Here is a 23502-nt window from a genome sequence, read left to right on the forward strand (position 1 = left end):
TCCTCTTCTCGATTTCAGCTTGCAAAACAACCCAAAGGCAACAGTTTCACAATTCATCAAGAATGAGTATTATCGTTCACACGACAAGTTTGATTCTACCATAATTTCTCAATATTATCAAGCTATTTTGATAGTTTTTTAGCAGAACTTCGCAATTTAAAGACAAGAAAAGAGACTCGGAAAGAGTCCCAATTTTTTCATTAGTTTGGATAGATGTAAGTAACATAACCTTCAGAAGTTGTAGTTGGGTTGAACCATCCACGTTTGTTACCGATCGTACGGTTTCCACCGTAGTTAGATTCTGATACTTGGATACTTGTTGTAGATGAAACAGCTGTAACAACTGCTACGTGTCCATAGCCACCATCATTCCAACATGCAATCGCACCAACTTGTGGTTGAGAACCAGTACGGAAACCTGCTGCAGCTGCACTTGTTGCCCACTGCGCTCCGTTACCCCAGTAATCTCCGGCCCAAGGTGCCAATGTTTTAGCTCCCCATGTACATTCACCTGTTGGATAACTTGAAGCGTTTGTACTATATGTAGGACGTTGGCTTACAGGAGTTGGTGCAGGTGTGTAACTCGAGTCATCATCTGATGAAGATGAAGAACTTGAAGCTGCTTGTACTTGTGCTGCAAATGTTGTGTTTGCTGAAGCTGCAACTGTTTGTTGTTGACTTGTTTGTTGAGCTTTGTAAGCCGCTTCTGCTTCTGCCGCTGCTTTCGCTTCTGCCTCAGCTGTCGCCTTTTGCTCTAGCAAGGTAGCTTTTTCACCTTCTGCAGTAGCTTTTTCTGCTGCAAGATTCAACTCAGCCACTTTCAATTCAGCTTGTTTTGTTGTCAAAGCTTGGGCGTCATCTGCAAGTGTTTGTTGGTTAGCAATAACTGTGTTGATTGCTTCATTGTTAGCAACTTGTTTCTCAGCAATAGCTTTTTTATCTTCTTTTTGTTGTTGCAACATTTTGTTGTTAGCTGATACAATTTCACTCATAGCTGCTACACGAGAAATAGCTTCTGTGATTGAGTTAGAGTTAATAATTGTATTAATGTAGCTTGTAGCAGTTCCGTTAGTTTGTGCACTACGAGCTTGGTTTTCAAGCGATTCATTACGAGCTACGATATTTTTTGAAAGCTCTGTGATTTCACCTTCAAGTTTTTTAGATTCTTCTTGAAGATTTTCATTCTCAGTTTGCAACTTTTCTTGTTCTGTTTGAATAGCTGTAACTTGAGTTTGAATCTCATCAACTTGTTTTTGAGCTTCCTTTTGTTGCGTTGTCAACTCACTAATTTTGCTATCTTGAGCTGCAATTTTTTCATCTGTTGTGTTAGCTTTAACACTTGAAAGAACAGCTCCTTGTGAAACCAATACTGTACTTAACAAAAGTGATGCTAGAATTTTTTTCTTCATATGTATAAATACTCCTTCTTAAAAAAGACAATACTAGTATATCAAAAAAAGGCCTAATAAATATTACGCCTTTATTACAGTTTTGTTTCTTTCTTATAGATATATTTTTTCAAAAATATATTGGAAAACTATCATCCATATAAAATTCAATATCATAGTAGGACCCAGACTATAAACTATAAAAACAGATAGATTTTCTGCAGTCAATCCTACCACGTGTGCTAGGATAAAGCTACCAAATTCAAATGTAAAAGTCATCATTAAAATAGCTAATAATCTTGTCCATCTATTTAACAAAATAATAGAGTTGCTTTTATATACGATTGCTCCATTAATCACAAAAAGAATACTGGCTATCCCTATCAGATGGAAGAAGTAGATATCATATATAAGTCCTAGAACCAAGCAATAGGCCAAAAATAGATATTCTGATACTTCTATTGTTTCGAATAATAAGAAGATGAAAATAAAGTGGCTTACAATTTGAAGATGTGGAAAAAAGCTATTTACAAATTGTCCTAAGTGGCTATCTATTAAAATGATTACGGGCAAGAGCAAAAACATCCCTATTTGCTTAAAAAGTCTCATGATGGATTCCCCACTAACTCTACGACTTTAAGATTCATTGGATCAGCATGCATTTTAACCATAACTTCTCTTGTCAGATAATCATTGGTAGGGGTCACAGATACGACTTCTCCTACAGGAATGTCTGTGACATTGAAGTTCCCCAAACCTCCAGTTACCACTTTATCACCTTGACTAATATCTCCACTATTATTTAGCTGACTAATTTTCAGTAGTTCTTTTTCCTTGTCATAGCCAACGATAATACCATAAATACTACTAGATCCATGCTGAATTTTAACAGAAATTTTCTCTGTATTTTCAGCATTTGTTAATAAATTGACCCCAGTTGAGTTGTCTTCTACGTTTTCAACGCTTCCAACCAATCCTCCACCAGAAACAACAAGCATACTAGTTGTTACACCTTGTTGCGAACCAACATTAACTGTTAATTCTTGTTTCCAAGTCGCCGGAGTTCTCATGATAACATCCGCAGCAATTAGCTTAGTCGCATTCAATTTTGACTTCATATCTAGTAATTGACGCAGTTGTTCATTTTCTTCTTTTAAGCGATCTGCTTCATTCTTTTCCTTTTTCATTTGATAGAATTCTTTTTTGAGAGTTTCATTCTCATTGTAAGCCCTCGTCAAATTTCCTAAATCTGACTTTGTAGATTCTAACCATTGAAATGGTTTTTGCACAATTCTATCTATCAGAGAAATGCCATCTCCAGCTTTTGTCACAACTGTACTTGATTTCGTCATTACTAAAAGAACAGAAACTACTAGTATAACGACAAATAGAACAATGATATATTTTGATTTTTTAAAACGGTTCATACCTCTACCCTATCTCATTCTATACTTCACTTTAGGATTTCAACAAAAATAGAATCAAACCCAACACACATACCAGGAGTAAGGCCACACTATCTTTATTCATCCAATTCAACTGTCGGTACTGACTACGTCCGTTCCCACCTTGATATCCTCTAGCCTCCATGGCTGTAGCAAGAGAATCCGCTCGTTTCAAACTCGTAGCGAATAAAGGAATCAAAATAGGAATCATAGCCTTAACTTTTTGAATTATATTTCCTTCTCCAAAATCAACACCACGCGCCTTTTGAGCGTTCATAATTCGAATCGTATCATCCATTAAGGTTGGTACAAAACGTAAACTCATAGACAACATGAGCCCAATTTCATGAACAGGAACCTTAAATCTTTTCAAGGGTCCAAGCAAGGACTCAACTGCTGTAGCCAAGCTTAATGGCATGGTTGTCAAGGTAAGCAAAGTTGAGAAAAAGATAATCAACACAAAGCGGCAAAAAATAATTCCCGCCTGTTCAATGCCATGACTCGTGATTTTAAAAAACCCCATCTCGAACAAGACATCTCCACCAGATATAAAGAAAAGTTGAAAAAGGGTTGTAAAAGCAATCAGAAAAAACATGGACCGCAAACCTTTTATAAAAAAGGATAAAGGAACCTCAGATAAGGCTACAAATATACCTGTTACAACGAAAAGGATCACATTAGTTATTGGATTATTGGCCCAAAAAACGATCATAATCAATAAAATCATTGCCACTAACTTACTACGAGGATCCAAACGATGAACAATCGAATTTCCTGGTATGTAACGACCTAAAATCATATTATCCATTGATGAACTCCTTAAACTCCTCTATCGTTATCGGCAATTGTTTAAAAGAAACTCCTCGTTCAGCTACCCTTTGAGCAAATCTTGTGATTTTTGGAACACCTAATTGGATTTTTTCCATGAATTCGACATTTTGAAAAACAAGACTTGGCTTCCCACTCTTGACCAACTTCCCTTTTTCCATCACATAAACTTGATCAGCAAATTCGGCCACATCATCCATCAGATGGGTCACTAAAACAATCGTGATACCATCCTGATGAAGTTTTTTAAACAAGGCCATTAACTCTTTTCGACCAATTGGATCCAAACCAGCTGTTGGCTCATCTAAGACCAAAATGCTAGGCTCCATCGCCAAAATACCAGCAATCGCAACCCTTCTCATTTGTCCGCCTGAAAGCTCAAAGGGACTACGTCCAAAGAGTGACTCATCAATTCCTACTAAAGCTAGTTTTTCACGCGCAATAGCTTCTGCCTCTTCTACAGAAACTCCAAAATTTTGAGGTCCAAAAGCCACATCTTTTAAGACAGTCTCCTCAAAGATTTGATTTTCTGCAAACTGAAAGACTAAGCCCACTTGTTTGCGAATTTGACGAATTTGCTTATTGACGGATGTTGATGTAATTAATGTATCAAAGACACGAACACTTCCCTTTGTGGGAACCAACAAACCATTCAAAAGTTGAAGAATTGTAGATTTCCCGCTTCCTGTATGCCCAATAATTGCTGTATAAGATCCATCCTCTATTGACAAATTAACATCGGACAAGGCAGCTGAGGCAAAGGGGGTACCTTCCTGATACGTATAACTCACATTGTCTAGAATAATTCCCATAAAGCCTCCTCGAGCTCCTCTTCGGTTAGGTAGTGCTCTGGTAATTTCAAGCCACTAGTACGTAGCGATTCTTTTAATTGGTTGACAAAGGGTTGATCTAAACCAATTTGATCTAAATCTGACCTAGAAAATAATTCTCTAGGAGTACTAGTTGATTCGATTTCTCCTTTTTTCATCACCAAAATACGGTCACTCATGGCAACCTCATCTAAGTCATGCGTAATGGAGATCACTGTCATTTGGTGATCTTGGCGAATCTTTTGAACTATCTTAATCAACTCTAGACGCCCCTCTGGATCCAACATACTTGTAGCTTCATCCAGAATTAAAATATCTGGTCGCAAGGCGACAACGCCTGCAATAGCCACTCTCTGTTTTTGTCCACCTGACAAGCGAGCTGGTTCCTTTTTAGAAAATTCAGCCATTCCAACTAATGACAGAGCTTCAGAAACTCGCTTCTTCATCTCTTCAAGTGGAATCCCTTGGTTTTCTAGTCCAAAAGCAACGTCATCTTCTACGGTTGCACCCACGAATTGGTTATCAGGATTTTGAAATACCATACCAATCTTACGTCTTTTTTCCCAGACATTTTCCGGAGTTAGGCAATCACCGTCTATCCAAATTTCTCCAGATTCCGCTTCTAGCAAACCGTCAATCAAGCGAACAGTTGTTGATTTTCCACTACCATTATGACCAACGATAGACAACCATTCTCCACGTTTCACGTGAAACGAAATGTTATGAACATCATAGTGTTCTTGATCTGCCTGGTATCGAAATGACAGATTCTTAATTTCAATAATCGATTCCATATCTAGCGAAAGGTTCCTTTAAACAAATACGCGCTTCCCTTGAAGTAATCATAACCAGAATAAACTGTAAAGAACAAAGCGATATAAAGAGTTATCTGACCAAGTAAATTCCAATGAAATAACAAGAAGATAATCGCAAACATCTGACTAAATGTTTTGATTTTTCCTGGCATTGCTGCAGCTAAAACAGTTCCACCAGTTTCAACTAAGAGTAGGCGCAACCCAGTAACTGCAAGCTCTCGGCAAATGATAATAGCAACTACCCAAGCAGGAGCCATATTTAGACCTACTAGCATGATAAAGGCCGACATAACTAACAACTTATCTGCCATTGGATCTGCGAATTTTCCAAAATTGCTAACTACTTGCCATTTTCTAGCTAAATAGCCATCTAGATAGTCAGTGATACTGGCAATGGCAAAAATAATTGCTGCTATTTTATGTAACACAGGAGACTGTCCAAATGATAGAAGGAGAACAAAAATCGGAATAAATAAAATTCTACCAAGCGTAAGTATGTTAGGAATATTCTCTTTTTTCATGTTATCCTTCCTTAATTTGAGCTTAATTTCAATGTAATCCAGCCAGTTTGACCAGTTAATTTCGAAGTATCAATTTCCTGATTATCGATCTTGATTTTCACGCCTTTGATAACGCCTAATGTGATAGTTACTGGAGAGCCTTTAGAAACTGTTGTTTTGGCCATCTTATTATTAGGCTCAAGAGTTGTTCCTCCAGCCAATTCAGTATCTGAAACACTAATCCAGCTTGTTGCATCCGTCACAGATAGTTGAAGTTCGGCAGTATCTTTAGCAGTTTTATATTCTACCGAGATAACATCTCCCTGGCCTGAAACAGTCACAGTTGATGCGTCACTCGAACTTGATGGACTAGTGGTTTGATTGCTAGTTGTTGTTTCACTACTTGTAGCACTTGTTGTTGTAGTCACAACATTATAGTTGGCTGAAGTTGTTGCTGTCGGTTGTGTTTGAATGTAATTCCAAACATAATAAGAAACAAAAATTATAATAGACAAGGAGAAGAGAATAAAGTAAAACAGAGGGAGCAAGGAACGTTTCTTACGATTAGAACGTCTACGACCTGATAGTTCTATCTCATCAACATCAACTTCCTCATAGGTAATCATGCTCCCTGAATCATATGCGTCTAAAACAAGGTTTTCATCCAACTCAACTGCCCAAGCATACTTCCTCAAAAAAGAACGTGTATAAAAAGGGCTTGGCAATTGGTCGAAATCATCTGATTCTAAAGCCTCAAGCAGATTCAGTTGAATGTCTGTCTTGCGCTGCAATTCCTCTAAACTCAAACCTTGATTAATTCTTGCTAAACGTAACACTTCACCAATTGTTTTTTTTCTCATACTTACCATGCCTTCTTTCTAGTTCATTTTATATTTCGATGGCTATAGTGGAAAAATTGTAAATTCAACTATTTCACTATTGTCGATAAAATGATGTCCTACCTCAAGAACATCATCCAAGGTCATTTCCTGTATAATCTTTGGTAAATCAAACAGGGTTGTTTCGTCAGAATGTGACTGATATTGGGTCGCAATAAATTCTAAAGAGTTCATACTATGGATAAATTCTCCATAAATTTCACTTTTGATCAAATCAAGATGTTCCTCTGATACATCCGAATTTGTAGCAAAATTCTGAATTGCCTTTCGGAATTGATGCGAAATAGCAACAGGTTCCTTTGTGTCCATTGTCAGCATCAAAAAGTTAAAACGTCGATTGATCTCAACTTCTAAAGATAATGAAGAATCTAATTTCCCAGTTTCATACAAACTCTGAAATCTTTTAGAAGTCCAACCAAACATCATCGTAAATAACGCTCTTAATAGAACGCTATATCGATAGCAGTCCTGATGCCCCATATCAGAATTCGTTCGAACTCCTATTGCTAATTTAGGTGATGCAACATCCATACGAATGCTCTCAACCTTCTTTACAGGGTGTAAAGCGATGGGTTCTTTTTGATTTTGAACTATACAACCTCCAACATCCATTTGCGAGAAATAATTCTGTATCAACTCTAAATCAAAATTTCCAACGAGGAAAATTTGGCTATTGACAGGAGTGTAAAATTCATCAAAATTGTCCCGTAGATCCTCTAAAGTAACATATTCTATCGAATCTTCAGTCCCAACAATGTCTGAAGCTAGTGGAGTTTCCGGATATAGATTTGCAAGTGTTTTAAAGAACAAGCAAGAATCAGGATCATCCTGATACATTTCGCGTTCTTGCTGAATAATATCCTTTTCTCGTTCAACAGATTCTTCAGTAATGTTAAAGCTAGTAACAAGCTCGTCAAGCAAGTCCAAACAATCAGCGACATTGTCAGAGGTTGAAAAAAGATAACTTGTATTTGTAAAGCTTGTAAAGGCGTTACTATCTGCACCTAATTTGGTAAATGCAGCCATGATATCTTCAGAATTTTCTCTTTCAAAAAGTTTATGTTCTAAAAAATGAGCAATCCCCTTAGGATATGTTTTCTTTTTACTATCTCTAGCTGTAAACTCAATGTCAACCGAACCAACATAGACAGTTACTACACCATAAACTTCGTTAAAATCATTTTTAGGAAGTAAAGAAACTGTCAATCCGTTTTCTAATTTTGCTTGATAAAGAGTTTCTTTTACAGCAGGATAATATTTCTCTTGAAAAGTAACTCTAGTCATTCTGCTCCTTCCATAAAATAGATAGCCTGCAATTTCAAACTAGATGCCGCCCTGCAGATTTCATCCTTGTCAACTTGCTCTAGTCTCTCTATCAAAGTATCCAGTTCTAAAGCCGATTTACCAAAAAAGAGGCTTAAGTATTCTCTATCTATAATCGAATCTTGATTATCCTGACTCAACAACATCGTCCTACGAATCATTTCCTTAGTTTGATTAACTTCAGCATCTGTAAATCTACCATTTTTGATAGCTAACAATTGATCATTCATCAATTTTCTTACCTTGTTTCGATTTTGACGATTTATCCCAGCAAACAATCTTAAAAATCCACTAAAGAGATCTAAGTGACTAGAAACAGTGTAGGCCAACCCTTCCTTTTCCCTAACTTGGGTAAACAATTTAGAGTGCGGGAAAGCTCCAAGCAAACCATTCACGAGAAGCAAGGCCATCTTTTGATCATCTCCATAACCAATTGTGTTATGATAACCCATTTCTAGAATAGACTGACCTAGGTTTTTCCTAGCAATTCCTTCTCTAAGAACATTTGAATAACCTTGCTGATATTGAATGTTTACAGTTTCTTTACGACCTGTCAAGTTAAATTTCTTCAAGTTTTCTAAGACTTCAATTTCATTAAAATCACCTAAAAAGAATAAATCAATTCTATCTTCCTTCAGCATTTTTTGAAAACTTGAATAGCAAGATTTAGAAGTCTCTTCGGAAATTCTGGCAATTAAATCTCTAGGAACTAACTGCATTGATTCCTCTTGGAAAAACAACTGATCCAATTCTTTATGGGCAAAGAAGAAAGGATCCTCTAATTCTGATTCTAATCTCGCCAACAATTGTTTTTTTTCAATTTCAAAGGCATTGTTCTCAAATTCATCTTCATTTGACAATGGATTAAATATGACTTGATACAATAATTCTAAAATCTGAGCAGTTAAGACGTTTTTCTTACTTAAAAATTCATCTCGAACATAAGTCAAACTCACGTCTACTAAGTGACTTTGCCCCCTTCTATACGCATGAGTTGACAAATCTGCTCCATACAATGCTGCCAGATGTTTTCTAAGAACCTGAGCAGTTGGATAGCCTTTATTAGCAGTTTCAAGCATACTGGCACTTAGCATGCGACCAGAAATTAAATCCAGAGATAATGGAGCTGTGAAACGCATGGTTATTTTATTTGTCTTAAACTTTTTAGATTGGATAAAATGCACTGCAATTCCAGGGAATAACTCCATCTTTTACCTCCTTTTACATAGAGTTCTATTATACCATGAAAACGAAAATTTTTCCTGTTCTCTTTGACTCTTTTGAAATTAAAATCGTTTTCATATCAGTAGTTTCTTCTCAACTATTTTGAGTAAAATATGGTATAATACCAAAGATTGAGGTGAACTATGGAATACAAATTATTTGAAGAATTTATTACTCTCCAAGCTCTTTTGAAAGATCTTGGGATCATCCAAAGTGGCGGTGCTATTAAATCTTTTTTGTCTGACCATCTTGTATATTTTAATGGAGAATTAGAAAATCGTCGAGGCAAGAAAATTAGAGTCGGAGATTCTATTGAAATCCCTGATTTAAAAACTCAAATTATTCTAGTTAAACCAACATCAGAAGAACTAGAGGAGTTTCGTCTAGAAAAACTTGAGAAAGAACGTGTAGCTAAGCTTGTCAAGGAAATGAATAAAAAAGTTCAAAAAAAGCCAACAAAAAAAGCTCAAGCAACAAAAACAAAACCTACACCACGTTTCCCAGGTAGATAAATATGTGGCTGAAAAATCTATCCATTAAACAATTTCGTAACTATCGAGATGTCGAAGTTAATTTTAATCCAAAATTAAATGTATTTGTTGGCCGAAACGCTCAAGGAAAAACCAATCTTCTTGAAAGTATTTACTTTTTAGCCTTAACGAGAAGTCATCGAACTAAGACTGATAAAAATTTAATTCAATTTGAAGAAGAACAACTGCAAGTTTCTGGAATCTTGCAAAAGAAAACAGCAAGCATTCCACTTGAAATTGACCTAACACAAAAAGGGCGAATTACTAAAGTGAATTACTTAAAACAAGCTCGCCTATCAGACTATATTGGTCATATGAATGTTGTCTTATTCGCTCCAGAAGATTTACAACTTGTCAAAGGCGCTCCGGCCATTCGTCGTAAATTCATTGACATAGAATTAGGGCAAATCAAACCGATTTACTTGTCAGACCTGTCAAGTTATAACCACGTCCTTAAACAGAGAAATACCTATCTCAAATCTACACAAAACATAGATGAGACTTTCCTATCTGTTCTTGATGACCAACTGGTAGAGTATGGCTGTCGTGTAATGAATCATCGAGCTGACTTTATCCAGAAAATGGAACTCTTTGGCAAGAAAAAACATTTTGACATCTCAGATCAGTTAGAAGAGTTGTCAATCCGTTATCAACCTTCTGTAAACTTTGTTGACAAGGAAAATTTGGCTGAATCTTTCCATATAGCACTTCAAAAAAGTAGATCCAGAGATTTATTTAAGAAGAATACTGGAGTTGGTCCTCATCGAGATGATATGATTTTCATGATTAATGGAATGGAAGCAAGTTTCGGAAGTCAAGGGCAACATCGTAGCTTGGTGCTTTCTATAAAACTTGCTGAAATCGAATTGATGGAGAGCATTACCAAAGAATCTCCCATTCTTTTACTTGACGATGTCATGAGTGAACTTGACAATACTCGTCAACTTAAATTATTGGAAACTATTTCTCATAACATTCAAACTTTTATTACAACTACTAGTTTAGACCATCTTCAAAACTTACCTGATAACTTGAGCGTCTTTACAGTAGATAATGGTCAATTGACTGTAAATTAAACTTTACATCTTTGTAAAATAAAAAAATCTCCCGTTTAACAGGAGATTTTTTTATTACATTGAATAGTTAGGTGCTTCATTAGTGATTTGCACATCGTGTGGATGGCTTTCTTTTAGACCCGCACCTGACATTTCGATAAACTGAGCATTGTCATGTAATTCTTTTAAGTTAGCAGCACCACAGTAACCCATACCAGAACGAATACCACCAATCATTTGGAAAACAATATCAGCTGCTGCACCTTTATAAGCAACACGACCTTCGATTCCTTCTGGAACCAGTTTGTTTGCTTCATTGACAGAACCTTGGAAGTAACGGTCGCTTGAACCCTTCTTCATGGCAGCGATTGAACCCATACCGCGGTATGTCTTGAACTTACGCCCTTGGAAGATTTCAGTTTCCCCTGGAGCTTCATCTGTTCCTGCAAACATTGATCCGAGCATCACTGCGTTTCCTCCAGCAGCAAGGGCTTTTACAATATCTCCAGAATATTTGATTCCACCATCAGCGATGATGGTTTTTCCATATTCACGAGCAACTGCTGCTGCATCGTAAATTGCTGTTACCTGGGGAACTCCCACACCAGCAATAACACGAGTTGTACAGATTGACCCTGGGCCAATACCGACTTTAACAACGTCAACACCCGCATCATAAAGAGCACGCGCACCTTCAGCAGTAGCGATGTTCCCCGCAATCAGTGTACGGTCTGGGAAATGACCACGAATTTCAGCGATTTTACGAAGTACACCCGCTGAGTGACCATGGGCAGTATCGATAACGATAGCATCAGCTCCTGCTTCAAAGAGGGCTTCTGCACGTTCAAATGTGTCAGAAGTAACTCCTACCGCACCAGCAACTAGAAGACGACCGAATTCATCTTTTGCAGCATTTGGGAACTCAATCACTTTTTCAATATCTTTAATGGTGATTAAACCAGAAAGACGACCCTCTTCGTCAACTAGAGGTAGTTTTTCAATACGGTGTTCTTGAAGAATACTCTCAGCAGTTTTTAAATCTGTACCAACCGGAGCAGTAACTAGGTTTTCACTAGTCATGTGTTTTGAAATTGGTTGGTTGTAGTCAGAAATGAAACGCAGATCTCGGTTGGTCAAAATACCAACTAACTTACGGTTTTCTAGAGTTTCAACCACTGGGATACCACTGATACGATAACGGCCCATGAGTTTATCTGCTTCAGCGATTGTATGTTCAGGAGTCAAGAAGAATGGATCAATGATAACACCATTTTCAGAACGTTTTACCTTTCGAACTTCGTCAGCTTGTTGCTCAATAGACATATTTTTATGGATAACTCCAAGTCCACCTGCACGCGCGATTGCAATGGCCATTTGGCTTTCTGTTACAGTGTCCATTGCAGCTGTAATAATTGGGATATTTAAAGTCAAATTATCTGCTAATTTTGTTGTTAAATCCGCATCATTAGGCAACACATGACTCTCTGCTGGAATTAGCAATACATCATCAAAGGTAAAACCTTTTTTCAAAAATTTAGTGCCCCAATTAGACATTGAAGTTTCCTCTTTTCTTCCTTTATTGAGCTAAACGCTTTTTGTATTGTATCTATCATACCATTCTATGAAAATTTGTCAATTAAATTTATAAGAGAATAAATAAAAAACTATCCCTCTTATTTTAAAGAAGAAATAGTTTTATAGTTCATATTTTATCCATTAGTGAAAGTAATTTAGACCCATTGCAGCTTTTACTTCTGATAGTGTTTGCCCAGCAACTTCTCGAGCTTTTTCACTACCTTTTTGGAGCATATTATAAACCTCACCCATATCTTTAGCATATTCTAGGCGACGTTCACGGATTGGACCAAGTTCACGTTCTAGGATTTCAAGTAGGTAACGTTTGGTCTTAACATCACCAAGGCCTCCACGTTGATAATGTTCCTTCATTTCAGCAATTTCTTGAGCATCCTCAGGTCGACCGAATACGTCCAAGTAATGGAAAACCATATTTCCTTCAATCTTACCTGGATCCTCAACACGAATATGGTCTGGATCTGTATACATACTCATTACTTTTTTACGCAAAGTATCTGCATCATCAGCTAGGTAAATTCCATTATTAAGTGATTTCGACATTTTGGCATTACCATCAAGACCTGGTAAACGTCCCGCACCTTCGTGCTCAGGGTAAATTCCTTCTGGTTCTACTAAAACATCACAGTTATAGGTATGGTTGAAAGAACGCACAATTTCACGTGTTTGTTCAATCATCGGCTTTTGATCATTCCCTACTGGAACCAAGTTAGCCTTAAATGCTGTAATATCTGCTGCTTGCGCAACAGGATAAACTAAAAATCCAGTTGGAATACTTTCACCAAAGCCTTTTTGAGCAATTTCAGTCTTTACGGTTGGATTTCGTTCCAAGCGAGCTAATGAAACTAGGTTCATATAATACATAGAGAGCTCTGCCAATTCTGGAATCTGGCTTTGAATGAAAATCGTTGCTTTATTAGGATCTAATCCCACTGCAAGATAGTCCAAGGCAACATTCCCAATAGACTCTACAATAGTTTGTGGATCTTTTGCATGGTCTGTTAGTGCTTGCTGGTCAGCTAAAAAAACAAACATGTCATATTTATTTTCTTCTTGTAGTAAGACACGATTTTTCAAACTACCAACGTAGTGCCCAATATGTAATTTCCCCGTTGGACGATCTCCTGTTAAAATAATGGGTTTACTCATCTTATTCTCCTTTGATATGGTCCTTTCAATTATAGCATTTTTTTAATAAAAAGACAGATAATTTTTTTATTGAAACAATAGAGATGTTACCCCTTTCAATCGTAAAGGGGTTGTCAACTTTGTTTACAAAAAATTGACAAATAAAAATTTGAATAATTGGTGATTTTCTAGTAGAATTAGAGTATTACATATAATAGGAGAAAAACTTTGCTAACAGTATCTGATGTTTCACTACGTTTTAGTGATCGTAAACTTTTTGATGATGTAAACATCAAATTTACAGAAGGAAATACCTATGGTTTGATTGGTGCCAACGGTGCTGGAAAATCAACCTTTTTAAAAATCTTAGCTGGAGATATTGAACCGACAACTGGGCATATCTCTCTTGGACCAGACGAACGTCTTTCAGTACTTCGTCAAAATCACTTTGACTACGAAGATGAGCGTGCTATTGATGTTGTTATCATGGGTAATGAAAAACTATACAACATCATGAAAGAAAAAGACGCCATTTATATGAAAGAAGATTTTTCAGATGAAGATGGTGTTCGCGCAGCTGAACTTGAAGGAGAATTCGCTGAACTAGGTGGTTGGGAAGCTGAGAGTGAGGCTTCACAACTCTTACAAAATTTGAATATTCCAGAAGAACTTCATTACCAAAATATGAGTGAACTAGCAAATGGCGACAAAGTAAAGGTTCTCCTTGCTAAAGCCCTCTTCGGTAAACCAGATGTCCTTCTTTTGGACGAGCCAACCAATGGTCTGGATATTCAATCCATCACTTGGCTAGAGGATTTCCTAATCGACTTTGATAATACTGTCATTGTCGTGTCCCACGACCGTCACTTCTTGAATAAAGTATGTACTCACATGGCTGACCTTGACTTTGGAAAAATCAAACTCTATGTCGGAAACTACGACTTCTGGAAGGAGTCTTCTGAGCTTGCTGCTAAATTGCTAGCAGACCGTAATGCTAAAGCAGAAGAAAAAATCAAACAACTTCAAGAATTCGTTGCTCGTTTCTCTGCCAATGCTTCTAAATCAAGACAAGCAACTTCACGTAAAAAAATGCTTGACAAGATTGAGCTAGAGGAAATTGTTCCTTCTAGTCGTAAATACCCATTCATCAGCTTTAAAGCTGAACGTGAAATTGGGAACGACCTCTTGACAGTAGAAAATCTATCTGTAAAGATTGACGGTGAAACTATTCTTGACAACATCAGCTTCATCTTGCGTCCAGGTGACAAGACAGCTCTTATCGGACAAAATGACATCCAAACAACTGCCTTGATTCGTGCCATTATGGGTGAAATTGATTATGAAGGGACTGTCAAGTGGGGGGTTACAACTAGTCGCTCTTACTTGCCAAAAGACAATTCAGCTGATTTTGCTGGCAGTGAATCTATCCTTGACTGGCTCCGTCAATTCGCAAGTAAAGAAGAAGATGACAATACCTTCCTACGTGGATTCTTAGGTCGTATGCTCTTCTCTGGAGACGAGGTTAACAAACCTGTCAACGTCTTGTCAGGGGGAGAAAAAGTGCGCGTGATGCTCTCAAAACTCATGCTTTTAAAATCAAACGTTCTTGTACTTGACGATCCTACAAATCACTTAGACTTGGAATCTATCTCAAGCTTGAACGATGGATTGAAAAACTTTAAAGAGTCTATCATCTTTGCCAGTCACGACCATGAGTTTATTCAAACTTTGGCTAACCACATTATTGTCTTATCTAAAAATGGCGTCATCGATCGTATTGATGAAACCTATGATGAATTCTTAGAAAATGCTGAAGTTCAAGCAAAAGTAAAAGAACTTTGGAAAGACTAAAAAAATAAAACTCAGTTGGGTTCCCAATTGAGTTTTTAGTTGATAGTTCTGTCAATCTGATTCTATTCAACATATTCATTGTTTCACGTGAAACATACTATTATTAGATTTATAAATTCTTGACAAGATTCATGCACATAAAAAATCGACCAAATTAGTCGATTTTTTTTAATCTTCTTCCATTTTTTTACGTTGATAAGCAAGCATACCTAATCCTATAAATAGAACTAAAGTTACGAGAAGGAAAATTACCTGATAATGAACATTCCCTGTCATAGAAATCGTTTGTCTCAATCCTGAAACTGAATAACTCATTGGTAACCAAGGATTAACAGCCTTAAAGAAATCATTAGTCAAAGCAAGTGGATAAGTTCCTGCACTTGATGCTAATTGTAATAATAGTAAAATAAGAGAGAAGAAAGCACCTAAGCGACTATTCCATGTCGTTAACGCGGTTACCATAGACATAAAGGTCAAACTTGCGATGATGATTAAGAACAAGGTTCTCATTTCATGATTTGCCGTTAGACCGATAAGATGAACTCCTCCATAGACTAAGACAGCTGCTAAAACAGCTATAACTCCATTTATTTCGAAACGAGATTTAGCCCAAGCCCAACGACTTTCAGGATGACGACCTGAAGGTAACTTATCAAAAATCATATTTGTTGATAACGCAGCAACAAAGAGAGCAACAGATATCATATAAGGAGCCATAGCAATCCCATTTACAGGAACCTGATCATTGTCTGTTTTTGAAAGACTCAAGGGCTCAGATAATACTTCTGCATTATTAGACTCTGTTGATGCTGTTTTTAGTTGATTGCTAGCAGTGTTCAATCCATGTTCTAGTCCAGTAGCTCCTACTTGTAAACTTTCAATACCAGCAGTTAAAGTTGTTCCACCATCTGCTAGTTTTCCAGCGCCATCAGCAATTTTCACTGCTCCACTTTCTAACTGAGAGCTAGCTGAAAGCAATTGACTTGATTTATCTGTTAATTGACTAGAACCTAGCTGTATTTTATCCAGTCCTACAATTAAGTCTGAACTCTTACTATTTAATTGGCTAGAACCAGATGAGAGTTTTTCGATACCTGTTACTAGTTCTGGAGTTTTCCTAGCTAGCGAATCCAAACCAGTTGTCAAGGTTGAAGAGTTTTCTGTCAACTTACTTGATCCAGAAACCAATTGATCCAAACTTGTTGTTAAAGTTGTATTCTTTTCATTTAGTTGGTTTACACCTAAAGAAATGGTATCCAGCCCTTTAGTATAATCATTAACTCCATTTTCAATCGATTGACTTCCAGGAACTAACTTATTATCTACAGCATTTTGCAACTGTGTAAATCCACTTGACATAGATGTCAAGGAACTAGACGCCACAGGTAATACTTGATTTGCTTTAGTCTGTAAAGTAGATAGATTAGAGACTGGTTGGTTTACACTTCCCAAATTTTCTTTTAAATCTCCTACCGTCGTTAAAATTGCTTTTGCTGACTCTATCGTAGAATTAGAATTATTTGAAACAGCTGCAGTCAGTTCTTGTTTCTGAGTATCAGTAAGAGATTGATAAGTTGCTGTTGCTTGAAGATTGGTAAGAGTTTTCTCTTGCTCTGTTTGACTATTAGTCACAATAGTTTGAGCAAGAGTAGATATATTCGCTAAATCATTAGATATTGTACTTTTAAGTTCAGTATTATCTGAAATAGTTACAGCTTGAAGTGCTTTATTCAATTCATCTAAACTAGTTGCTAATTGAGTGATTTCCTCTTTTTGTTGAGATGAAGTATTCAATTGAGTAGAAATTTCTTTAATCCCTTTATTTAATTGGGTAATACCTTCTCTCAATGTATCTGATTGACTAGATAATTGATTTGCCCCAATAGATAGCTTGTCAACACCGCTTGTGTAAGCATTGACACCAACTGAAAATTGATTGAGACCTGTATTCAGTTGCGAAACTCCCCCTGCATATGACTTCATTCCAGTATTTAGCTGATTGACACCTGCTACTAATTCCGGAGTCTTGGAAGATAATTGATTAAGTGCAGTGTCAACCTGTGAAACTGCACTTGTATAGTTCTGTAAACCATCATTAAATGTACCTAAGCCACTATTCAGTTGCTTTACTCCTGTTACATACGTTGTCAAGCCTTTTGTGAATTGATTTGTGCCATCAGAAAAAGTTAAACTTGAACTAGCTAAAGTATCAAGATTAGAAGACAATGTCTGACTTCCTACAGCTAACTGACTAGCCCCATTGGCCAATTGTTCACTTCCATCAGCTGCCTTCGTTAAACCAGATTTTAAATCTCCCATCTTTTGAAATAAAGCTTTTGTATAGGTTTCGGTTACATTAGCAGAAACATTTTGTTTTAACTGTGTCATGGCAGAATCACTCATCTTACTTGCAATGAAACTATGCCCGCTAGAAGTTTGATAGTTAATATTCATTTGTTCTGGGTGATCTGATAGAATAGAAGCAGCCTTTTCAGATAAGTCACTTGGTAAAGTTACTACCATATAGTAATCACCGTCTTCTAGACCCTTCTTACCTTCTTCTTCACTGACAAAATGAAAATCTAATGATTTATTTTTCTCTAAATTGGACACCATGTCTTTTCCAATAGTCATTGTGTTTCCATTGTAAGATGCTTCTTTATCATTATTAACGACCGCTACAGGCAACTCAGATAATTTGCCATATGGATCCCACATAGATGATAAAAATATGATGTTGTATAAAGCAGGAATAAGAGAAATCCCTATCATTACAATGATAAAGGTTGGTTTTTTAAAAATTGCTTTCCATTCTTTAAACATATTGTCTCCTTTTTTACACATATTGTCTAAAATTTTGATATAATAGATTATACATTAAAAATTCTTATTTACAATTCAAAATCATAATTTTTAGACACTACGTCTATTTTTGTTCACAAGGAGGAACTATGAAAGAGAGCAACAAACGCTTAAAAACCAAACGTACTATTGAGAACGCCATGGTTCAATTATTAACGGAACAACCATTTGATCAAATTAGCACTATTAAACTGGCAGAAAAAGCCGGGATTAGTCGTTCTAGTTTTTATACTCATTACAAAGATAAGTATGATATGATTGAACATTACCAAAGTAAGCTCTTTCATACCTTTGAGTATATTTTCCAAAAACACGCAAATCATAAAAGAGATGCTATTCTAGAAGTGTTTGAATACTTAGAGTCTGAACCTTTACTAGCTGCTCTTCTATCTGAAAATGGTACAAAAGAGATACAAAACTTCCTTAGAAATAAACTTCACATTATGCTTAGCACTGACCTCCAAAAACGCTTTATGCAATTAAATTTAAACAATATTGAGTTAGAGTATAGCAGTATTTATCTAACAAACGCACTATTTGGTGTATGCCAAACCTGGATTGCTCATGGAAAAAAAGAAAGTCCACAAGAAATGACAAACTTTCTTATGAAAATGTTGGGAGATGCAAATTAGAGACAAAAAAAGAACACCAATGGTGTTCTTTTTGTTTAACTCCGCCAGTAGGACTCGAACCTACGACATCATGATTAACAGTCATGCGCTACTACCAACTGAGCTATGGCGGATAATATAGTCCGTACGGGATTCGAACCCGTGTTACCGCCGTGAAAAGGCGGTGTCTTAACCCCTTGACCAACGGACCATCTATCTGTAGCAGATATAACCATTATATCAATTTCTTACTAATTGTCAATCACTTTTTAGATTTTTTCTCCAGAATATCTCTTAATCTCCGTACCTTTAGACGGGTAATTGGACAACGATGATCCTCATAAAAAACCACCTCTAAATTTTTTCGATCAATTTCCCTAATATTTCCTACATTGACAAGAAATGATTTATGAGCAGAATAAAATCTTTGAGTATCTTTATCTTTTTCTTGAATATCCGCCATAGTACCATAAAATTCTTTGGCAAAATTCTTACCAATAATCCTTAACTTATGAGATACTCCTGTTGTTTCAATATATAAAATATCATGGTAGGGAATTTTCAAATCATTTCCCTTGTAATTATAGTCAAAATAATCCACAACATCTTTATTTTCAAGCAGCATACTTTTGGTATATAAGATACTCTGTTCGATACGTTTTTTAAATAATTCATCATTGATATCTTTATCAACAAAATCCAAGGCTGATACTTGATATTTGTAAGTTAAGGTAGCAAATTCTGATCTACTAGTGATAAATACGATAATTGCATAGGGGTTGTGGCGACGAATAAACTGTGCTACCTCAAATCCTTTTTTCTCAACGCCATGAATATCAATATCTAGAAAATAAAGCTGGTTTACTTCATCATTTTCGATATATTCCTTAAATTCTCGTTCTTTACCTGTTGTTTTATAAGAAATAGGAATATTCAATTCCTTTGAAATTTCATCCAAGGTTCTTTCTAATCTGACTTGATGCTGAATAACATCTTCTAAAATTAATACTTTCATTCAAACTCTCTCTTAAATCTAATAATCTGTCTAAACTTACTATCTTCCATCTCTGTCTCTAAAATGATATTTTCATACTTATCCAAAATCTCTTTGACATTATTAAGGCCAATTCCTCTATTTCTACCTTTAGTAGAAAAACCTAGTTCAAACAAGTCTTCTGAAGGCGTCATAATAATTTTACATGAATTTTGAATCACGATAACTGTTTCTAAATCCATCTTAATCACTGCAACCTCCATTTGTTTCGAGTAACTTTCTGCAGCACCTTCGACAGCATTATTCAATAAAACGCTCATAATACGCACAAGATCAAGTAAATCAATTGACAACCTTGTGATAATATCCTTTACTTCTAGTGTAAACTCTACGTCCTTATTTCTTGCATATACAATGGATTGTGCAATTAAACTTCGTAAAGCTGTATCTTCTATATTGTTTAAATCGAAGTATGTATACTTATCTGAACGTAATTTTTGATTAGCTTTGACTAGAACTTGATTGTAAATTCTGTCAATTTCCTGTAAATCTTTACTGTCAATCGCCATTTGCATACTGACAAGCATACCTGCATAATCATGACGAAAACCACGAATTTCATTATACAAAGCCACAATTTCATCTGTGTAAGTCTGTAAATGTTCTTGTTCAAATTTTTTCTGTTTTAGGGCTATTTCTTTTTCAACTCGCACCTTATAAGAATTCATAGCGAAGAAGATTAGTAGTAAACAAATAAATACAATTGTTGCTAAAATACTACCAAAGCTATTAAAATGTGCATGAGTACTTACCATATCTGAAATGAATAATAGAACTTGTAAAGTAAAGAAAATTAAAATGACCTTTTTGAAAAATGGATAGAGGTAATCTTTATCAAAATAAGTAAGTTCAAGATGAAAATAAGTAATAATTTTTTTTAGTGATAAAATACGTCAGCATTAAAACCACTACAAAAAATAAATCTTCATATTTTATTAAGAAAGAATCACCTGTTATAGAGGATATAATTACTGCTATAAAAGTATGAGTACTATGATATAGTAAAGACAATAGTAGACTGATAAAAATAGCCTTGTACTTATTATACTTTTTTACCCCTATTAGATAAACATATATAATAAAGGGAAACATGAATTTTTCTAAACCTAACCCATGTAAAAAAACAAAATAAAAGAAAATTTCAACTACGGACTGCAATATAAAAATCCAACATATGAATAGAAATCTTTCTTTTTTTGTTGCTCTACAAATTAGTTTATAGCTATTTATTAGAATAAAAATATGAAGAATAACTATGAATATTTTTAATAAATCCATCATGTCTCCCTATAATGTTTTCTATTTTTTCCTTTTAGGAAAAAGATTAGTAATAAAGTAAGTTAATCTTTTATCCCCACCTTGGATTTCCTGTAATTCTTTTTCTGTAAGTTTTTTGAACTGCTCTAATTTAACTGTTTTTTCCATATTAAACTCTCCTTTATTATTTTTTTCTTGTAAATTAACTTACAAGCTTATTATACAAAACGGAGTCTGTTTTAAAACATTTCATTCTCAACTGCACATTTTTGTACCTGAACTGTCAATTTTTACAAAAAACGCTGGGTTTCCCCAGCGTTAAATCTAGTATATGATCCCAGCAGGATTCGAACCTGCGACCGTTCGCTTAGAAGGCGAATGCTCTATCCAGCTGAGCTATGAGACCTAACTAGTTTATCTTATCAAAATAATCGAGAATAGTCAATCCTATTTATGATAAGGAGAACCTTGTTGGATAGTAAATGCTCGGTATATCTGTTCTACAAGAACTAGACGCATTAATTGATGTGGAAGAGTTAAACGGCCAAAACTTACTGATAAGTTAGCTCGTTTTTTCACTTCATTGGATAATCCTAAACTTCCACCGATAACAAAGGTTAAGGTTGAATAACCATTTATAGAAGCTTGTTCTAATTGGCTACTAAATTCTTCAGAAGATAATGTCTTCCCTTCAATAGCCAAAACAACAACAAATTCTCTATCCCCAATTTTGGAAAGGATTCGATTTCCTTCTAAATTCAAGATTTTTTCATTTTCTGAATCGCTGGCACGATCTGGTGTCTTTTCATCAGCTAATTCAATCATTTCTACGGCAGCAAATCGTGATATTCTTTTAGAATATTCTGCAATTCCATCTTTGAGATACTTTTCTTTTAGTTTTCCAACTGTTACAAGTTTAATTTTCATGCTTCTATTTTATCATAATCGCATTCTATTCACATCTTATTCACAAATGAAAAAGGGGAAAAACACAATAAATTCACAAATTTTCAACAATTATCCACAGATTGTTGAAAACTTAAGTTTTTTAAGTTAGAATTAAGTTAATAATCTTATACTTTCACTAATTAATCAAATATGGAGGATTCTATGAAAAACTTAAACAAGTTTTCAAAAACGATTGGACAACTTTTACTAGTTATACTTATTAGTTTTTTTAGTGGTCTATTAGGAAGTTTGACTGTTCTTCAGTTCAACCAAAAACAAGGAAACAGAGAACAAAATAGTGCAGCCATCACTCAGACAGCTTCGAAAAATGAAAATTCTACTACACAGGCTGTAGATAAAGTTAAAGATGCAGTTGTATCGATTATCACTTATTCAGGAAATTCTCAAAGTGGTTTTGTTGGAACTGATGATACTGATACAGATTCAAACACTGAACAAATCAACAGTGAAGGTTCTGGTGTCATCTATAAAAAAGATGGGGATGATGCTTATCTTGTAACCAACACTCACGTTATTAGTGGAGCTAAAAAAGTTGATATTCGTCTAGCAGATGGAACAAAAGTACCAGGTGAGATTGTTGGTTCTGATACCTATTCTGATATTGCAGTAGTAAAAATATCTTCAGAAAAGGTATCTACAGTAGCTGAGTTTGGTGACTCAAGTCAATTATCTGTTGGGGAAACAGCTATCGCAATCGGTAGTCCTTTGGGGTCAGAATATGCAAATACAGTTACACAAGGGATTGTATCAAGCTTGAACAGACACGTTTCTTTGAAATCTGAAGATGGTCAAGCTATTTCAACAAATGCCATCCAAACAGACACAGCTATTAACCCTGGTAACTCTGGAGGACCTTTGATTAACATCCAGGGAGAAGTTATCGGTATTACATCAAGTAAAATCGCCTCTAATGGTGGAACATCCGTAGAAGGTCTTGGTTTTGCTATTCCTGCAAACGATGTTAAGAATATTATCAAACAATTGGAAAAAGATGGAAAAGTAACTCGACCAGCTCTTGGTATCCAAATGGTTAATTTGACAAACCTTAGCACTGCTGATTTACAAAAATTAAAACTTCCTGATAACGTTACTTCTGGTGTAGCTGTTCGTTCTGTTCAAAAAAATATGCCTGCAAATGGACATTTACAACAATATGATGTTATCACAAAAATAGATGATACTAAGATTTCTTCTACTACTGAATTGCAAAATGCACTTTACAGTCACTCTATTGGTGATGAAATGACTGTAACTTATTACCGTAATGGTAAAGAAGAAAAAACTACAATCAAACTAAATAAGAGTACAAGTGATTTAAACTAATAGTTTACATATTTGTA

At 35.6% G+C, this 23502-nt stretch carries 21 protein-coding genes, 3 tRNA genes and 1 pseudogene; 5 read left to right on the top strand and 20 right to left on the bottom strand.

Annotation, left to right across the window (positions count from 1 at the left end; genetic code table 11):
- Positions 1 to 200: 200 nt before the first annotated feature.
- The 10 genes from pcsB to yfmF form a co-directional block, all read right to left on the bottom strand.
- Complete coding sequence (pcsB, locus tag ACESNQ_RS07750; RefSeq protein WP_373075982.1) at positions 201 to 1409, bottom strand: peptidoglycan hydrolase PcsB; 1209 nt, start codon at positions 1407 to 1409, stop codon at positions 201 to 203.
- Between the two features lie 93 nt (positions 1410 to 1502).
- The gene (mreD, locus tag ACESNQ_RS07755; protein ID WP_373075983.1) at positions 1503 to 1997 is read right to left on the bottom strand and encodes a rod shape-determining protein MreD; all 495 of its coding nucleotides are present in this window, start codon (positions 1995 to 1997) and stop codon (positions 1503 to 1505) included.
- The gene (mreC, locus tag ACESNQ_RS07760) at positions 1994 to 2815 is read right to left on the bottom strand and encodes a rod shape-determining protein MreC (protein ID WP_373075984.1); all 822 of its coding nucleotides are present in this window, start codon (positions 2813 to 2815) and stop codon (positions 1994 to 1996) included. The genes mreD and mreC overlap by 4 nt, the downstream gene beginning before the upstream one ends.
- A 31-nt stretch (positions 2816 to 2846) precedes the next feature.
- Positions 2847 to 3641: an energy-coupling factor transporter transmembrane component T family protein gene (locus ACESNQ_RS07765; protein WP_024053672.1), complete on the bottom strand. Its 795-nt coding sequence runs from the start codon at positions 3639 to 3641 to the stop codon at positions 2847 to 2849.
- On the bottom strand, positions 3634 to 4473 hold the full coding sequence (locus ACESNQ_RS07770) for an energy-coupling factor transporter ATPase (RefSeq protein WP_024053671.1): 840 nt from the start codon (positions 4471 to 4473) through the stop codon (positions 3634 to 3636). The genes ACESNQ_RS07765 and ACESNQ_RS07770 overlap by 8 nt, the downstream gene beginning before the upstream one ends.
- The gene (locus tag ACESNQ_RS07775) at positions 4458 to 5285 is read right to left on the bottom strand and encodes an energy-coupling factor ABC transporter ATP-binding protein (RefSeq protein ID WP_373075985.1); all 828 of its coding nucleotides are present in this window, start codon (positions 5283 to 5285) and stop codon (positions 4458 to 4460) included. The genes ACESNQ_RS07770 and ACESNQ_RS07775 overlap by 16 nt, the downstream gene beginning before the upstream one ends.
- Before the next feature lie 2 nt (positions 5286 to 5287).
- On the bottom strand, positions 5288 to 5827 hold the full coding sequence (gene pgsA, locus ACESNQ_RS07780; protein ID WP_006149084.1) for a CDP-diacylglycerol--glycerol-3-phosphate 3-phosphatidyltransferase: 540 nt from the start codon (positions 5825 to 5827) through the stop codon (positions 5288 to 5290).
- 11 nt (positions 5828 to 5838) lie between these two features.
- Positions 5839 to 6666: a cytoskeleton protein RodZ gene (rodZ, locus tag ACESNQ_RS07785; RefSeq protein ID WP_373075986.1), complete on the bottom strand. Its 828-nt coding sequence runs from the start codon at positions 6664 to 6666 to the stop codon at positions 5839 to 5841.
- A 42-nt stretch (positions 6667 to 6708) separates the two neighbouring features.
- The gene (gene yfmH, locus ACESNQ_RS07790) at positions 6709 to 7989 is read right to left on the bottom strand and encodes an EF-P 5-aminopentanol modification-associated protein YfmH (RefSeq protein ID WP_373075987.1); all 1281 of its coding nucleotides are present in this window, start codon (positions 7987 to 7989) and stop codon (positions 6709 to 6711) included.
- Complete coding sequence (gene yfmF, locus ACESNQ_RS07795) at positions 7986 to 9236, bottom strand: EF-P 5-aminopentanol modification-associated protein YfmF (protein ID WP_024054448.1); 1251 nt, start codon at positions 9234 to 9236, stop codon at positions 7986 to 7988. The genes yfmH and yfmF overlap by 4 nt, the downstream gene beginning before the upstream one ends.
- A 159-nt stretch (positions 9237 to 9395) precedes the next feature.
- Between yfmF and yaaA the strand changes: the two genes are divergently transcribed.
- On the top strand, positions 9396 to 9764 hold the full coding sequence (gene yaaA / locus ACESNQ_RS07800; protein WP_373075988.1) for a S4 domain-containing protein YaaA: 369 nt from the start codon (positions 9396 to 9398) through the stop codon (positions 9762 to 9764).
- Between the two features lie 2 nt (positions 9765 to 9766).
- Positions 9767 to 10858, top strand: a complete 1092-nt coding sequence (gene recF / locus ACESNQ_RS07805) for a DNA replication/repair protein RecF (protein WP_373075989.1) — start codon at positions 9767 to 9769, stop codon at positions 10856 to 10858.
- A gap of 54 nt (positions 10859 to 10912) precedes the next feature.
- Here recF and guaB read toward each other — a convergent pair whose 3' ends face one another.
- Together guaB and trpS are read right to left on the bottom strand one after the other, a co-directional pair.
- Positions 10913 to 12391 carry an IMP dehydrogenase gene (guaB, locus tag ACESNQ_RS07810; RefSeq protein ID WP_373075990.1) on the bottom strand — a complete coding sequence of 493 codons (1479 nt, stop codon included), beginning with the start codon at positions 12389 to 12391 and terminating at the stop codon, positions 10913 to 10915.
- Positions 12392 to 12553: 162 nt separating this feature from the next.
- A complete protein-coding gene (trpS, locus tag ACESNQ_RS07815) occupies positions 12554 to 13579 on the bottom strand; it encodes a tryptophan--tRNA ligase (protein ID WP_006149093.1) in 1026 nt (341 codons plus the stop codon).
- Between the two features lie 207 nt (positions 13580 to 13786).
- On the opposite strand from trpS, the gene ACESNQ_RS07820 reads away from it, so the two are divergent.
- Complete coding sequence (locus ACESNQ_RS07820) at positions 13787 to 15409, top strand: ATP-binding cassette domain-containing protein (protein ID WP_373075991.1); 1623 nt, start codon at positions 13787 to 13789, stop codon at positions 15407 to 15409.
- 168 nt (positions 15410 to 15577) lie between these two features.
- Here ACESNQ_RS07820 and ACESNQ_RS07825 read toward each other — a convergent pair whose 3' ends face one another.
- Positions 15578 to 18232, bottom strand: a complete 2655-nt coding sequence (locus ACESNQ_RS07825) for a YhgE/Pip family protein (protein ID WP_373075992.1) — start codon at positions 18230 to 18232, stop codon at positions 15578 to 15580.
- A gap of 128 nt (positions 18233 to 18360) precedes the next feature.
- Between ACESNQ_RS07825 and ACESNQ_RS07830 the strand changes: the two genes are divergently transcribed.
- Entirely contained in the window at positions 18361 to 18903 is a 543-nt protein-coding gene (locus ACESNQ_RS07830) for a TetR/AcrR family transcriptional regulator (RefSeq protein WP_004250951.1), read from the top strand.
- 39 nt (positions 18904 to 18942) lie between these two features.
- On the opposite strand, the gene ACESNQ_RS07835 is transcribed toward ACESNQ_RS07830, so the two are convergent.
- The 7 genes and pseudogenes from ACESNQ_RS07835 to rlmH all read right to left on the bottom strand — a co-directional run bounded on the left by ACESNQ_RS07835 (position 18943) and on the right by rlmH (position 22120).
- Positions 18943 to 19016, bottom strand: a tRNA-Asn gene (locus ACESNQ_RS07835).
- A gap of 5 nt (positions 19017 to 19021) precedes the next feature.
- Positions 19022 to 19093, bottom strand: a tRNA-Glu gene (locus tag ACESNQ_RS07840).
- Positions 19094 to 19144: 51 nt separating this feature from the next.
- Complete coding sequence (gene comE / locus ACESNQ_RS07845) at positions 19145 to 19897, bottom strand: competence system response regulator transcription factor ComE (RefSeq protein ID WP_373075993.1); 753 nt, start codon at positions 19895 to 19897, stop codon at positions 19145 to 19147.
- Positions 19894 to 21214: pseudogene (gene comD / locus ACESNQ_RS07850) on the bottom strand (competence system sensor histidine kinase ComD). The gene comE and the pseudogene comD overlap by 4 nt, the downstream one beginning before the upstream one ends.
- Before the next feature lie 21 nt (positions 21215 to 21235).
- Positions 21236 to 21361 (bottom strand): competence-stimulating peptide ComC, encoded by a 126-nt coding sequence (gene comC / locus ACESNQ_RS07855; protein ID WP_006149099.1) that lies wholly within the window; start codon positions 21359 to 21361, stop codon positions 21236 to 21238.
- A 164-nt stretch (positions 21362 to 21525) separates the two neighbouring features.
- Positions 21526 to 21599 (bottom strand) — tRNA-Arg (locus tag ACESNQ_RS07860).
- Positions 21600 to 21640: 41 nt separating this feature from the next.
- On the bottom strand, positions 21641 to 22120 hold the full coding sequence (gene rlmH / locus ACESNQ_RS07865) for a 23S rRNA (pseudouridine(1915)-N(3))-methyltransferase RlmH (RefSeq protein ID WP_368910432.1): 480 nt from the start codon (positions 22118 to 22120) through the stop codon (positions 21641 to 21643).
- Between the two features lie 183 nt (positions 22121 to 22303).
- On the opposite strand from rlmH, the gene htrA reads away from it, so the two are divergent.
- Positions 22304 to 23485, top strand: a complete 1182-nt coding sequence (gene htrA / locus ACESNQ_RS07870) for a serine protease HtrA (protein ID WP_373075994.1) — start codon at positions 22304 to 22306, stop codon at positions 23483 to 23485.
- Positions 23486 to 23502: the final 17 nt, after the last annotated feature.

It is taken from the genome of Streptococcus infantis (assembly GCF_964243025.1).
Taxonomy (GTDB): Bacteria; Bacillota; Bacilli; order Lactobacillales; family Streptococcaceae; genus Streptococcus; species Streptococcus infantis_N.